The organism is Arsenicicoccus cauae (genome assembly GCF_043162025.1).
Lineage (GTDB): Bacteria > Actinomycetota > Actinomycetes > Actinomycetales > Dermatophilaceae > Arsenicicoccus > Arsenicicoccus cauae.
This window is the reverse complement of sequence record NZ_CP171001.1, coordinates 324,000-337,985: the sequence shown is the minus strand read 5'-3', so window position 1 is coordinate 337,985 and position 13,986 is coordinate 324,000. Positions and strand designations below refer to the sequence as shown.

Sequence of the window (13,986 nt, the reverse complement as noted above, 5' to 3'; positions counted from 1 at the left end):
TGACCCTCACGCGGCGTGAGGCACCACGGTGGTGCCATGACCGCGACGACAATGGGGCTCATGGAGCCCCTCACCGTGGGCCAGGTGGCCGAGACCTGTGGCGTGACGGTGCGCACCCTGCACCACTACGACCAGATCGGGCTGCTGCGCCCGAGCGAGCGCAGCCACGCGGGGTACCGCCTCTACACGGCGGCGGACCTCGAGCGGCTGCAGCACGTCGTCGTCTACCGGCGGCTCGGCTTCCCCCTGGAGGAGGTCGCCGAGCTGCTGGCGGACGTCGAGGCTCGCGGCAGCGAGGCGGCTGCGGAGCACCTGCGTCGTCAACGCGCAGCGGTCATGACCCGGCTCGACGAGATGCGCGATCTCGTGCGTGCCATCGACAACGCACTGGAGCGAACCATGACCAAGAAGCCAGCCACCACCGAGGACCTCAAGGAGATCTTCGGCACCGCGTGGGACGAGCACGAGGGCTACCAGGCCGAGGCCGAGCAGCGCTGGGGGGACACCCCGCAGTGGCGGCAGGGCCAGGAGCGGAACGCCTCCCTGACCAGGGAGGACTGGGCGCGGATCAAGACCGACACCGACGCCCTGGAGCGCGACCTCGTCGCCGCCGTGGCGGCGGGGGAGCCTGCGGACGGTGATCTCGCGGCCGAGCTCGCCGAGCGGCACCGCGCGGGCGTCGAGGTGCACTACGACTGCCCGCACGCCTTCCAGGTGAGGCTCGCGGAGATGTACCTCGCCGACCCGCGCTTCACGCAGCACTACGAGGACCTGCATCCCGGTCTCGCGCAGTGGCTGCACGACGCCATCGTGACCAACGCCGCGCGGCACGACGCCTGACGTCCGGGGCACCGTGCAGGTGGGCGGGTCGCTCCCCTCGGGGAGCGGCCCGCCTGCTCGTGCGCCCGGCCCCGGACTGCGGCCGTATGCCGTGACGCGCCGGCCGCCATGCGGGTCCCGCCTCGCGCGGTGAGCCCCACGGATCTGCGGCGTTTGGTGTGATATCGCCCGAATCCTCCGTATCGTTGATGCCGTCCGCCCGACACCTCCCCCCATCGTGCCGGGCTCACACGGAAGGGCAACACGTGCACCACGACCAGATCCTCCGCGCTCGCCGCCGCGCCCTCACGCTGGGCCTCGCGGTCGGGCTCACCTCCCTCGGCGGGGTCGCGCCCGTCGCGGCGGGGGCGGCTCCCGTCCCCTCGACGGCTGCCGCTCAGGTCGTGCCCGCCAAGCCCGAGCCGACGAGGACGCCGAAGCCTCCCAAGACCAAAGAGCCGAAGCCGCCGAAGCCTCCCAAGACCAAAGAGCCGAAGCCGCCGAAGCCTCCCAAGACGAAGGCGCCCAGGCCGCCGAAGCCGACGCCTCCCGCGCCCGAGCCCACCTCGCCGGCACCCCAGCCCACCTCGCCGGCACCCCAGCCCACCTCGCCGGCGCCCCAGCCCACCTCGCCGGCACCCCAGCCCACGCCACCGGCACCGCCCGCACCGACCCAGCCCCCGACGTCTCGGCCCACCCCGCGACCGACGACCACCTCGCCGCCGGTGCCCCTCCCCACCACGCCTGCGCCGCGGCCCACGAGCACGACCACCCGCCCTCCCGCCCCTGCCGGGACCACCCCGGCGCAGCCGCCCACGACCACCAGCACCGCATCCGCCCCGCAGCGTCCCGGCGCACCCGTCCCCGCACCGGGGACGACCACGCCCGGTGCCGTGACGCCTGCTGCCCCGGCGGTGCCCGGTTCGCCGGGTGCGCCTGCGACGAGCATCGCCGTGATCCCGGGGAGCCCGGCGGCAGCGGCGGCAGCGGCCGGGGCGGCCTCCACCCACGGCGCACCCGGGGCGCCGGGCGCGCCTGCGACGAGCATCGCCGTGATCCCGGGGAGCCCGGCGGCAGCGGCGGCAGCGGCCGGGGCGGCCTCCACCCACGGCGCACCCGGGGCGCCGGGCGCGCCTGCTGCACCCGTGTCGGTCGACGGCGAGACGAGCCCGGAGCAGGCGGGAGCCGCGAGCTCGGCCGGGTCCCCGCCAGCCGCGCAGGGCTCGGGCACCCCGAGTCAGCAGAGCCCGACCTCGGAGTCGACGACGGCGGGTGCCGCCCCGGCAGGCTCCGGCAGTGACTCCGGCGGCTCCGGCGGCGGCCAGGGCCTCGCCTCCGCCGCGCTCCAGGACCCTGGCGACAACGCGGGCCGGGTCGGGGCCTTCTGGGCCGCGATGGTCGCCGTGGTCTCCGGCGGCGTGATCTACCTGCGCCGTCGCAACGAGCGGCTGCAGCACGTGGCCTGACACCGACCTGACATGATCTGACCAGGCCCCCGCCTGTCCACCCCCGCCCATCTCCTCAGCGTCTGGACGCCGGTCGACCCCCAAGGACCTCCCCTACATGTCTCTGATCCGCCCTGGCCTGGCGCGCCGCGCGTCGGCTCGCTCCTCATCCCGGAACAGCCCCGGTGCCGGACGACGGTCCACGACCAGGTCCGGGGCACCCCCTGCGGCTGGGCGGCCCGTCGGCACGGTCCCGGTGCTGCTCCTCGGGGCGGCCGGGCTCCTCGCCGTGGGCGCGCTGGCCGGAGCCGGCACCACACCAGCCCCCTCGGCGCCCGGGGGCACGCCAGACGTCGTCAGCGCCGACCTGGCCGCGCATGCCCCAGAGCCCCCGGCGGCCGCTGCGCGCGCAACCCCCACCCTCGCGCTGGACCTCGAACCCGACGCCCTGGCCGTGCCCACCGGTGCGGCGGCTGGGGTAGCCCCGCCGTCGGCCGGGCGGGCAGCGGCACGGACGACCCCCGCCGCTCCGGCCGTGCGCGGCGCCGCGCCCACCGCCGGCGCCGCGCCCACCGCCTCCGGCCCGTCCCGGGACGCCGTCACCACCCCCGGCGTCAGGGCCCTCGCGCCCGTGGACCCGGTCGAGGCCTGGCGCGACCCGGGCGAGAGCATGGAGCGGACCTCGATCATCTTCCTCGCGATGGCCGCGGGACTGGGCGTGTTCGTCCTGTGGCTGCGGCGACGGCACCACGCCGACACGAACTGAGCTGGGGGCTCAGTTCGTGTCGTCTGGCGGGGCTCTGGACGGCCCGAGTTGAGCTGGGCTCAGTTCGTGTCGTCTGGCGGCCCGAGCAGGCCTCGCGATCTGGCGAGGGCGAGGGCCGGGCGGCACCAGGAGCGCGGCCGGGAGCGCGGGTCAGTCGCCGCGCCGGGCCTCGCGGCGCAGGTCGGACGCCTCGACCTTGAGCTCGTCGACGGTCTTCTCCTGCTTCTTGATGCCCTTGTCGTCGCGGGGCGGCAGCAGCACCTGGTCCTCGGCGGGCAGGCCAGCGGCCAGCTGGCGCGAGCGCTCGACCTCGGAGTCGAACTCGGCGCCGAACAGCAGCGCGAGGTTGGTGATCCACAGCCACAGGAGGAAGACGATGACACCGGCGATGGAGCCATAGGTCTTGTTGTAGGACCCGAAGTTGGAGACGTAGAACCCGAACGCGAGGGACGCCAGGATCCAGGTGACGAAGGCGAGCGCCGCCCCAGGACTGAGCCACGTGAACTTGGGCTGCTTGACGTTGGGGGTCGCGTAGTAGAGCAGTGCGATGACGAGGATGACGATCAGGCCGATGACGGGCCACTTGGCGATGTTCCACACGGTGAGCGCGGTGTCGCCGAGGCCGATGAGTGCGCCGACCCACTCGGCGATGCCGCCGCTGACGACGAGCATGATCCCGGCGAGGGCGACCAGGGTGAGCGTGATCAGCGTGATGAGCAGCTGCAGGGGTCGCAGCTTGAGGAAGGGGCGGCCCTCCTGCACGTCGTAGATGCGGTTCATGGCGCGCCCGAACGCGCCGATGTAGCCGGACGCGCTCCACAGCGCGGTCAGCAGACCGACGACCAGGGCGACGCCCGAGGCCTGAGAGCCCGAGATCTCCTTGATGATCGGACCGACGGTGTCGACGGCCTGCGGCGAGAGCTGACGGACGCTGTCCAGCATCCTGTCGACCGTGCCGGGGTCCTGACCGAACAGGCCGAGCAGGGAGATGAGGGCGAGGATGGCGGGGAACAACGACAGCACGGCGTAGTAGGTCAGGGCTGCCGCCAGGTCGGTGCACTGGTCCCGGGTGAACTCCTTGGTCGTGCGCTTGAACGCGTACTTCCAGTTGGCGCCGGGCAGGTCGTCCATGTCGTCGGGCTTGCCCTGCCCGTCGGGGTCGTCGTGGGTGCGGGCACCCACCGGGCGGTCCTCGTCGGTCGTGCGGGACTCGTCCGAGCCGGGGGAATGACGCGTAGCCATGGGGAGGCTCCTGGGAAACGGTGCGGAGATGGGGGTTTTGCCCACTAGAAAACCACATCCGCGGCCGGGAGCGGGGCCAATCGCCGGGCTACCTGGCCGGCTCGCCCGTCGGGCGGCGCGCCGTCAGCCCTCGGGCCAGGGGATGGGCTGGCCGAAGTAGTAGCCCTGGACGGCGCGGGCTCCCAGCTCGACGACGGCGGCCAGCTGCTCCGCGGTCTCGACCCCCTCGGCGACGGACCGTATGCCGAGGGCGTCGGCCACCTCCACGGCGGAGCGCAGCATCGCGTGGTCGACGCTGCTGCTGACGCAGCCGCGCACGAGGACGCCGTCGATCTTGAGGACGTCGATGGGCAGGACGCGCAAGTTGCCGTAGCTCGTCGTGCCGGCACCGAAGTCGTCGAGGGCGAAGCGGACACCCGCGTCACCGAGGTGGGCCATGCCCGAGCGCACCTCGTCGACCGTCCCGATCGGGAGTCGCTCGGTCAGCTCGAGGACCAGTCGGTGCCCCTGGCCGTTGGCTCGGATCAGGTTGTCGGCCCAGTCGACGAAGTTCGGGTCGAGCATGCTGTGGGGGCTGACGTTGCACGAGACGCGGCGCTCCGCGGCGCCGTCGGCGAGGGTGCCGACGACGCGGGAGAGGACGGCGCGGTCGAGGGCGTTGACGACGTCATACTGCTCCGCGAGGGCCACGAAGTCGTCGGGCAGCAGGGTGCGCCCGGCCTCGTCGGACAGCCGGACCAGGACCTCCGCGTCCATCGGGGCCTCGACGCCCGGCACGACGCTGCGGATGGGCTGGGCCACCATCGACAGGCGACCGGCGAGCACCGCGGCACGCACCTCGTCCATCTGCAGCCGCTCGCTGTGCGTGTCGGCCCGACCGGGGGCGCCGGGCACGTGCACCAGGACCCGGCCGCGGCCGCTGCGCTTGGCCTCGTGGGCGGCCGACTCGGCCCGGGACACGATCTCCTCGATGCCCTGGTCGTGACCGGCGATGGCGTAGACCCCGGCGGAGAAGGCGACGGGGACCTCGCGCCCGTCGACGCGGAGCGGGTCGCGGGCGAGGTCCGCCGACAGCTCCTCCAGGGCGACGCGCAGCTCCTGGACCGAGCCGCGGCTCAGCGCCCCGAACTCGTCCCCGCCGACGCGGAAGACGGCGACCGGCGTCGGCCCGCTCAGCCGGAGCAGACGGTCGGCCACCCCGCGGAGCACCTCGTCGCCGGACCCGTGGCCGAGCCGGTCGTTGGTCATCTTGAGATGGTCGACGTCGATGTAGGCGAAGGCGCCGTCCGCCGGCTCGCCCGCGCGGGCCCGGCCGATCGCCTCGAAGGCGGCCGCGCGGTTGGGCAGCCGGGTCAGGGCGTCGGTGCGCTGGAGGGTCTGGTTGGTCGATCGCAGGTCGGCCAGCTGCGCCTCGAGCGTGAGCAGGGAGTCCGGGGCCGGCAGGCCCGAGAGCTGGGTGCCCCGGGCGGAGAGGACGGCCGCCACCAGTGTGGCTGCCTGGATCGTCTCGGGTCGTATGGCGGAAGCGCTGGTCACCGCCAGCACGCCGATCGTGGCCGTGCCGGCGTGCACGGCGAGGACCAGACGCTGGCGCAGCCTCGCCTCGACGAGTGGCTGCAGCTCGGGGTCGTCCGCCTCCCGCAGGTCGGGGATCAGCTGGGTCCGCGACCGCAGGACGCGGACGAAGCAGCCGGTGGTCACGGGGTGCTGGTGGACGGTGGGCTCGCCCGGCAGGGTGCCGGCGAAGACGTGGCACTCGACGTGGCCGTCGGACCCGGTGACCAGCCCCAGCTCGATCCGCTCAGCGCCGATGACGCGGGGCAGGTGATGTCGGAGCGCCTGCACGAGCTGCTCGCGCCGGGCGTCGACGGGCAGGGCCTCGGCGAGGCGGGCGACCGCAGCCAGCGTGTCGGCCTCTGCGCGCCCGCCCCTCGTCTGCCCCTGGTCCCCCTGCGTCACGGGTCCAGGGTATGGCCGGGAGACGACCGTTGTTGCCCCGTGACGGGGAAGCGACGCCGGAGGGGGCGGACCGTGTCCGCGAGGTGCCGCTCGGGCACGCAGCGTCACCGAGCCGGGCGCCGGGCAGACCCTCTGTCGGCGCCCTGCTCTAGGCTCGAGCACGTGACGACGGGACAGGGTGGGCGCGGGGTGTTCGTGGCCCTCGAGGGCGGGGACGGCGCCGGCAAGTCGACGCAGGCCCGGCTGCTGCGGGAGTGGCTGCAGGCCCAGGGGCGGACGGTCCTGCTGACCCGGGAGCCGGGCGGCTCCGAGCTGGGTGCCGAGATCCGCCGGCTGCTGCTGCACGGCGACCACGTGTCGCCGCGGGCCGAGGCGCTGCTCTTCGCCGCCGACCGGGCCCATCACGTGCACTCGGTGGTCCGGCCGGCCCTGGCGCGCGGCGAGGTGGTCGTGACCGACCGCTACCTCGACTCGTCGGTGGCCTACCAGGGCGCCGGGCGCGACCTGGCGGGGGAGGAGGTCCGGCAGCTCTCGCTGTGGGCCGTGGAGGGCCTGCTCCCCGACCTCACGGTGCTGCTCGACGTGGCGCCGGGCACGGGACGTGAGCGCCGGGGCGAGGTGCACGACCGGCTCGAGGCCGAGCCCGACGACTTCCACGACCGGGTGCGGTCCGGCTTCTTGGCGCTCGCGGGTGCCGAGCCGCACCGTTACCTCGTGGTGGACGCCGGGCTGCCGCCCGCCGAGGTCCACGCCCTGGTCCGGGGCCGTCTGGCCGGGGTGATCGCGTGACGGCGGCCGGCGTCTGGGGCCAGACCGTGGGCCAGCCCGAGGCCGTGCGGGTGCTCCGCCAGGCCGTGGCCGACCCCGACGCCATGACCCACGCCTGGCTGCTGACGGGACCGCCGGGGTCGGGTCGCTCGGTGGCGGCCCGCAGCTTCGCCGCCGCGCTGCAGTGCCCCGAGGGCGGCTGCGGGACCTGCCTGGAGTGCCGCACGTCGATGGACGGCACCCACGCGGACGTCTTGCTCGTCGCGACCTCGGGGCTGTCCATCGGCGTCGACCACGCCCGTGAGCTGGTGCGGCTGGGCTCGACCCGACCGTCCGTCGGTCGCTACCGCGTCATCGTGATCGAGGACGCCGACCGCCTCACCGAGCAGGCCGCCAACGCCCTGCTCAAGGTCATCGAGGAGCCGGTGTCGCGCACCGTGTGGCTGCTGTGCGCGCCCTCGCTCGACGACGTGATCATCACGGTCCGCTCCCGCTCGCGCCACGTGCGCCTGCGGACCCCGCCGGTCGAGGCCGTGGCTGACCTGCTCGTGCGGCGCGACGGGATCGACCCGGCGATGGCCGCGTATGCCGCGCGCGCCGCCCAGAGCCACGTCGGGATCGCCAAGCGGCTCGCCACCGACGAGGGCGCCCGCGAGCGGCGGCACACCACGGTGTCCATCGCCGGACGCATCCGCCGGGTGGGTGACGCGATCGACGCGGCCGCCGACCTCGCGTCGATCGCGGACGAGGAGTCGGGAGCCTCGAGCGCCGACCGCGACGCCGCGGAGCGCCGCCAGCTGCTGGAGCGGCTCGGTGCCGACCCTGCCTCCCGCACCCAGCCCCCCCACGTGCGCTCGGCCGTCGCCGCCCTCGAGCGGGAGCAGAAGCAGCGGGCCACCCGCTTCGCCCGCGACGTGGTCGACCGGTCGCTCGTGGACCTCATGAGCGTCTACCGCGACGCGCTGGTGCTGCGGCTGGGCACGCCCGTGCCCCTCGTCAACACCGAGCTGGGCCCTCTGGTCTCGCAGGTGGCGCAGGCCTTCACCCCGGAGGGGCTCCTGCACGCGATCGACGCGATCGGCACGGCCCGGGAACGGATCGACCGCAACGTCGCGCCGCTACTCGCGCTCGAGGCGATGTGTCTGTCCTTGAGACTGCCCCGGTGACGAGTGCTGTGGCTCGCAGGCCTGACGGTTACCGTGGGGACAGAGTGGGGGCCTCGATGACGGCGGCCCTCTTCCGGCATACGTCCTCGTCACCGAAAGGCCCTGCATGACCACGCTGCGCCGGGCGCGCACCGCCCGCTCCGCCACGTCCCTGGCGGCGGCCGCCCTGCTGCTCGGGGCCTGCTCCCTCCCGGGGACCGGTGGCACGACGACCAGCACCAGCACGAGCGCCACCGCCGGCTCGAGCTCGGGCGCGTCCGGCACCGGCGCGAGCACCTCGCCCTCCGCCACCGCGACGCACGCCCCCGACCTCGCCAAGTACTACGGCCAACAGCTCTCCTGGGAGCGCTGCGGTCGGTTCGAGTGCAGCTGGCTGACCGTGCCCGTCGACTACGACAAGCCCGACGGCGCCACGATCAGGCTCGCCCTCAAGCGGCAGAAGTCGTCCTCGAGGTCGCGCGCCGGCTCCCTCGTCCTCAACCCTGGCGGGCCGGGCGCCTCCGGGGTCGAGATGGTCGACTGGTTCGCCCCCACGCTGGCCGGCAACGTGCAGCGTCACTTCGACGTGGTGGGCTTCGACCCGCGCGGCGTCGCGAAGTCCCAGCCGGTCACCTGCCTGGACCCCCGGCAGATGGACGACCTGCTCGGCGGCGACCCGACCCCGGACACCCCCGCCGAGCAACAGCAGCTCATGGCCGCCAACAAGGCCTTCGGCGAGGCCTGCAAGCAGCGCACGGGCGATCTGCTCGCCCACGTGTCCACCGTCGAGGCGGCCAAGGACATGGACGTGCTGCGGGCCACCCTCGGCGACCAGCGGCTCAACTACTTCGGGGCGTCCTACGGGACCTTCCTCGGCGCCACGTATGCCGGGCTCTTCCCCCAGCGCGTGGGCCAGATGGTGCTCGACGGCGTCATCGACCCCGCCCAGGACGGCAAGCAATCCGCCCTGGGGCAGGCCACCGGGTTCGAGCGCGCCACCCGGGCCTACGCACAGCACTGCGTCGACACCGGCAGCTGTCCGGTCGGCGGCACGGTGGACGAGGTGATGAAGGGTCTCGCCGACCTGCTCAAGCAGATCGACGCCAAGCCGCTGCCCGCGCCCGGCGTCGGCACCGGCACCCTGACCGAGGGGTGGGCCTCGATGGGTCTGGCGCTGCCGATGTACTCCGATCAGCTGTGGCCGGAGCTCGACGGTGCGCTGCGCGCGGCCAAGGGCGGTGACGGCTCCGGGCTCATGCGCCTCGCGACGCAGTACGCCGACCGTCAGGCGGACGGCAGCTACAACGGCAACATGCTGCAGGCCATCAACGCCGTCAACTGCCTGGACCGTCCCGTGCCGGGGGACGCGGCACGGTACGCCGCGGACGAGAAGGATTTCGTTGCCGTCGCGCCGACCTGGGGCCGCTTCATGGCGTGGGGCGATGCGGTGTGCGGCGTCTGGCCGGTGCCGGCCACCGGCAAGGCCGCCCCCATCAGCGCCAAGGGATCCGGTCCCATCCTCGTCCTCGGGACGACGCGCGACCCCGCCACGCCGTACGAGAACTCCGTGGCGCTCGCCAAGGAGCTCGACAAGGGCGTGCTGGTGACGCGGGACGGCGACGGCCACACGGCATACCAGCAGGGCAACAACTGCGTCGACCGTCTCGTCGACGACTACCTCGTCAAGGGCAAGGTGCCGGCCGACGGCGCGAAGTGCTGAGCTGGCTCGACGGATTCGGTCGGCGCCTGCCCGGCCTGTATAGTGGGGCGCCGAGCGTCGGCCCGCTGACGTTCCTGCCGCTTTAGCTCAGTCGGCCAGAGCGATTCACTCGTAATGAATAGGTCGTCGGTTCGATTCCGACAAGCGGCTCAGAACAGGCCCCCGACTCCGGTCGGGGGCCTCTCTGTTGTGCCGCACCTCACCGCAGTGACCGCTTCTTTGCTGTGAATCATCTCAGCGTGCCTGCGCGATCACGGTGGGCTACCTAGGATGAGCGGCATGCGCGAGCCCATGGCCGGCAACCCGCCAGGGCCCACCACTGACGGCGACCCCGAGTCCCGGTCGTTCCGACAGGACGACCGGGTCCTCGTCGTCCTCGGATCTCTGTTCGTGCTGCTGCAGCTCGTCTACTGGACCTCCGACGAAAGGGTCGCGAGCGTGGCCTTCATCGTCATGCGGGTCGCCGCGGTGGTGACCTTCGCCTGGGGCGTCGCCCGTGCCCGTCCGGGATTCCGGCGGGACTGGGGGCTGATGCTGGCCGGCATGGTCGTCTGGGCCCTGGCCGAGGTGGCCGTGGCCGTGCGCATCGCCGTCCTCGGTGAGTATGGCGACTGGACGCCCGCCGGGGTCTTCGACATGGCTGGTTTCGTGCTCGTGTGCGCCGGCGTGGTGCGCCTCGCCCGCAAGGACGGCTTCGTGCGGGGGTCGGCGCTGTGGCTGGACTCGATGGCGTGCGTGGTGAGCCTGGCGATCTGCTGGTGGCTGCTCGTCGGCCAGGAGCTCTTCTCGCACCCCGACCATGCCCGCTCGACGACCCTGCTCGCCGCCACCTATCCGCTCGGGGACAGCCTGATCGTGGCGGCGGCCGCGGTGCTGCTCAGCTCCCGCTCGGCCCATGCCATCTCCTATCGGCTGCTCGTGCTGGGGATGCTGGTGGGGGCCGTCGCGGACGTCGGCTTCGGCCTCTACGTGAGCGGCGAGATGCCCAACAACCGCTGGGTGTACGCGCTGTGGATGGTGCAGAGCACCCTGCTCGCGACGGCGTCGGTCCTCGGTCGGCGTCCAGGCCGGGAGCTGGCCTCACGGGTCTCGGTCGCTGGGGTGCTGCTCGTCGTGTCGGCCCTCGTCGGCCCCGCCACCGTGCTGGCCGTCCTGTCCGCGCTCGGGCGGCACACGCATGCCTCGGCCGTGCTCGCGACCCTCGCGGGGACCCTGCTGCTGCTGCTCATCGCCGCCACCCGGGTGCTGGTGCTCGTGCGCAGGATCGAGAACCAGTCCGACCAGCTGGCCCGGGCCGCCCGCACCGACGAGCTGACGGGCCTGGCCAACCGGCGGGCCGGACTGCGCCTGATGGACGAGTCGATCGCCGCCGCCATGACCGGGGTGGGCGCCCGCCTCACCGTGGGGATGCTCGACCTGGACAACTTCAAGAGCTTCAACGACGCCCATGGCCACCTGCAGGGTGACCGCATCCTGCGGGCGTCCGCCCGCGCCTGGATCCAGGTGCTGGACGACGACGGGTCGATCTATCGCTACGGCGGCGAGGAGTTCGTGGTGATCCTGCCCAACCGGTCCGTCGCCGACGCCGAAAAGATCCTCGCGCGGATGCGCGCGGCGACCCCGGACGACCAGACCTTCTCCGCGGGGCTGGCCGCCTGGTCCGACGGCGACTCGTCCGAGACGCTTCTCGCGCGCGCCGACGTCTCGCTCTACGCCGCCAAGGAGGCGGGCCGCGCCCGCACGATGGTGATCGCGTGAGGGCCCGCGTCGAGGTCGGCCCCAGCTCCTACGAGCGCGCCGGGAGCCTGCGCCGGCGACGGCAGGACGCGCTCGCCCTGGGCCTGCTGGCCCTCGTGCTCGTCGTCGCGCAGGGGATCTACTGGGTCGTCGGGACCCCGGAGGCCCAGGGGGCCGCCTACGTCGGTTCGCGGGTGCTGTCCACGGCCGTGTTCGCCTACGGGGTCGCGCGCACCCGACCGGCACTCCGGGGCGAGCGGCGACTGCTGCTCGCGGCGATGCTGCTGTGGCTGGTGGGCGACGTCGTGGTCGCCCACCAGGCCGTCCGGTCCGTCAGCCTGGACAGCTGGTCCTCCACCTCGCTCGTCGGGATCCTGTCCTACCTGTGCCTGTTCGCCGCCCTCGTGGGCATGGCGCGCCGGGAGGGAATCGTCCCCGGAGCGGCGGTCGTCCTCGACGTGGTGCTGTGCGCCGTGAGCCTCTCGGTCGTGTGGTGGCTGCTCATCGGCCAGCAGATCCTGCTCGCCCCGGGGGGCAGCGACCTGCGATCCCTGCTGGTGAGCTCCTACCCGCTGTGCGACGTGCTCGCGATCGCCGGCGCCGTGGCGGTGCTGAGCGCCCGGTCCGCGCACGAGTGGTGCACGCGCGCGCTGGCGCTGTCGGCCATGGTCGACGTCGTCGCCGACATCTGGTTCGGCTACTTCGTGGTGGGCCTCACGGACACGTGGTACTGGCCCCCGGCGCTGTGGATGGTGCAGTCCGTGCTCCTCGCCGCCGCCGCCGTCCTGTCCGGCCGCCCGGTGCGCGAGCCCAGCTCGCGGGTGTCGCGCTCCGGGGTGCTGATGATGGTGGGGGCCGTGGTGGCGCCGATGATGACCATCGCGGTGCAGATCATGGTCGGCCGCGCCCCGTCGACGCCCTCGTCGGTCGTGCTGTCGCTCGTGGGCACCGCGGTGATGGTCGTCCTCGTCTGCGTACGCGTCCTGATCCTCGTGCGCCGCCTCGAGAAGCAGGCCAACGAGCTCGAGCAGACCGCGCGCACCGACGAGCTCACCCAGCTCCCCAACCGGCGGGCGGGGATGCGGCTGCTGCACGACAGCATCGGGCAGGTGGAGCAGGGGCGTCTGGCCGGCCTGACCGTGGCCCTGCTCGACCTGGACCACTTCAAGAGCTTCAACGACACCCACGGGCACCTCCAGGGCGACCGCCTGCTCCGGGCCGCCGGCCTGTCCTGGGCGTCGGTGATCGGCCCGGGGGACATGCTCTTCCGCTACGGTGGTGAGGAGTTCGTCGTCATCATGCCCGAGGGCACCGTGGCCGAGACCCGCGCGGTCCTGCAGCGGATGCGCCGCGCGACGCCGCGCAGCCAGACCTTCTCGGCGGGGATCACGAGCCTGCGGGCCGGGGACACCGCCGAGGACGTCATCGGGCGCGCCGACGCCTCCCTGTATGCCGCCAAGGCCGCCGGTCGCGATAGGAGCTGCATCAGCGCCTGACCCGGTTCGCATAGCGAACGCACGTGCATTCTGCGAACACGGCGTAGGCTGGTGCCACCCTGACCACCAGGAGCCCCGCCGTGAGCGTGCCCGTCGCCGTCGTCCCGCTGTCCTCGTCCGGTGCCGCCGGGCAGCCCAAGCCCCTGCTCGTCCTCGGCTCCTCCCTCGGCGTGGCCGTCGAGCGGCTGTGGGCCCCCGTCCTCCCCTTGCTGGGTGACCGCTATCACGTCCTCGGGTGGGACCTGCCCGGTCACGGCCGGACGCACCACGACGGCTCTGCCGGGTCGTTCAGGGTCGCCGACCTCGCGAGCGCCGTGGTCGAGCTGGCCGCCCGTCGCGGCACCCCCGGCCTGCCGGCGTACCACGCGGGCGTGAGCCTCGGCGGGGCGACCGGCCTGCAGGCCGCCGCCGACCACCCGGGCGCGTTCGCCGCCGTCGCCCTGGTGTGCTCCGCCGCGGTGCTCGGCACCCCCGAGGCGTGGACGCAGCGAGCCGTCACGGTCCGCGCCCAGGGGACACCGGCGCTCGTCGAGGGCTCGGCGGCGCGGTGGTTCGCGCCCGGCTTCGCCGATCGTGAGCCGCAGGTCGCGGGGGGCCTGCTGCACGACCTCGCGCACGAGGTCGACGACGAGGGCTATGCGGCGTGCTGCGAGGCGCTCGCGGCATACGACCTGAGCGACCGGCTGGGCGAGGTGACCGACCCGGTGCTGGTGCTCAACGGCGCCGCCGACCAGGTCGTTCTGCCCGCGGCCGCGGAGCAGGTCGCCTCCGGGGTGGCCGACGGCCGCGCCGTGATCCTGCCCGAGGTCGGGCACCAGGCCCCGGTGGAGGACCCGACCGGCACCGCCGAGGCCCTTCTCGCCTTCTGCCGCTGACACCGACGACGTTC

General features: G+C 73.7%; 12 protein-coding genes and 1 tRNA gene. 10 read left to right on the top strand and 3 right to left on the bottom strand.

Going from position 1 to position 13,986, the window contains the following annotated elements; translation table 11 throughout:
* The first annotated feature begins 36 nt into the window (after window positions 1-36).
* Window positions 37-840: a MerR family transcriptional regulator gene (locus ACF3NS_RS01620; protein WP_392467424.1), complete on the top strand. Its 804-nt coding sequence runs from the start codon at window positions 37-39 to the stop codon at window positions 838-840.
* Between the two features lie 376 nt (window positions 841-1,216).
* Here the strand turns inward: ACF3NS_RS01620 and ACF3NS_RS01615 are convergent, their stop codons facing one another.
* Window positions 1,217-1,867: a hypothetical protein gene (locus ACF3NS_RS01615; protein WP_392467423.1), complete on the bottom strand. Its 651-nt coding sequence runs from the start codon at window positions 1,865-1,867 to the stop codon at window positions 1,217-1,219.
* Between the two features lie 4 nt (window positions 1,868-1,871).
* Here ACF3NS_RS01615 and ACF3NS_RS01610 point away from each other — a divergent pair, with 4 nt between their 5' ends.
* On the top strand, window positions 1,872-2,285 hold the full coding sequence (locus tag ACF3NS_RS01610; protein ID WP_289032881.1) for a hypothetical protein: 414 nt from the start codon (window positions 1,872-1,874) through the stop codon (window positions 2,283-2,285).
* 235 nt (window positions 2,286-2,520) lie between these two features.
* The gene (locus ACF3NS_RS01605) at window positions 2,521-3,030 is read left to right on the top strand and encodes a hypothetical protein (RefSeq protein ID WP_392467422.1); all 510 of its coding nucleotides are present in this window, start codon (window positions 2,521-2,523) and stop codon (window positions 3,028-3,030) included.
* Between the two features lie 150 nt (window positions 3,031-3,180).
* On the opposite strand, the gene ACF3NS_RS01600 is transcribed toward ACF3NS_RS01605, so the two are convergent.
* Both ACF3NS_RS01600 and ACF3NS_RS01595 read right to left on the bottom strand, forming a co-directional pair.
* Window positions 3,181-4,272 carry a YihY/virulence factor BrkB family protein gene (locus ACF3NS_RS01600; protein WP_154592688.1) on the bottom strand — a complete coding sequence of 364 codons (1,092 nt, stop codon included), beginning with the start codon at window positions 4,270-4,272 and terminating at the stop codon, window positions 3,181-3,183.
* A 123-nt stretch (window positions 4,273-4,395) separates the two neighbouring features.
* Window positions 4,396-6,231, bottom strand: a complete 1,836-nt coding sequence (locus ACF3NS_RS01595) for an EAL domain-containing protein (protein WP_392467420.1) — start codon at window positions 6,229-6,231, stop codon at window positions 4,396-4,398.
* A 162-nt stretch (window positions 6,232-6,393) separates the two neighbouring features.
* Between ACF3NS_RS01595 and tmk the strand changes: the two genes are divergently transcribed.
* The 7 genes from tmk to ACF3NS_RS01560 all read left to right on the top strand — a co-directional run bounded on the left by tmk (window position 6,394) and on the right by ACF3NS_RS01560 (window position 13,972).
* Window positions 6,394-7,020 (top strand): dTMP kinase, encoded by a 627-nt coding sequence (tmk, locus tag ACF3NS_RS01590; protein ID WP_288798498.1) that lies wholly within the window; start codon window positions 6,394-6,396, stop codon window positions 7,018-7,020.
* Window positions 7,017-8,165: a DNA polymerase III subunit delta' gene (locus ACF3NS_RS01585; RefSeq protein ID WP_392467418.1), complete on the top strand. Its 1,149-nt coding sequence runs from the start codon at window positions 7,017-7,019 to the stop codon at window positions 8,163-8,165. The genes tmk and ACF3NS_RS01585 overlap by 4 nt, the downstream gene beginning before the upstream one ends.
* A gap of 106 nt (window positions 8,166-8,271) precedes the next feature.
* Window positions 8,272-9,864 (top strand): alpha/beta hydrolase, encoded by a 1,593-nt coding sequence (locus ACF3NS_RS01580; RefSeq protein WP_392467416.1) that lies wholly within the window; start codon window positions 8,272-8,274, stop codon window positions 9,862-9,864.
* A 76-nt stretch (window positions 9,865-9,940) separates the two neighbouring features.
* Window positions 9,941-10,014: transfer RNA gene (locus tag ACF3NS_RS01575), tRNA-Thr, on the top strand.
* 129 nt (window positions 10,015-10,143) lie between these two features.
* Window positions 10,144-11,622, top strand: coding sequence for a GGDEF domain-containing protein (locus ACF3NS_RS01570; protein WP_392467415.1), 1,479 nt, complete (start codon window positions 10,144-10,146; stop codon window positions 11,620-11,622).
* A complete protein-coding gene (locus tag ACF3NS_RS01565) occupies window positions 11,619-13,097 on the top strand; it encodes a diguanylate cyclase domain-containing protein (protein WP_392467414.1) in 1,479 nt (492 codons plus the stop codon). Before ACF3NS_RS01570 ends, ACF3NS_RS01565 begins: the two co-directional genes overlap by 4 nt.
* Window positions 13,098-13,177: 80 nt before the next feature.
* Window positions 13,178-13,972: an alpha/beta fold hydrolase gene (locus ACF3NS_RS01560; protein WP_392467412.1), complete on the top strand. Its 795-nt coding sequence runs from the start codon at window positions 13,178-13,180 to the stop codon at window positions 13,970-13,972.
* Window positions 13,973-13,986 lie beyond the last annotated feature (14 nt).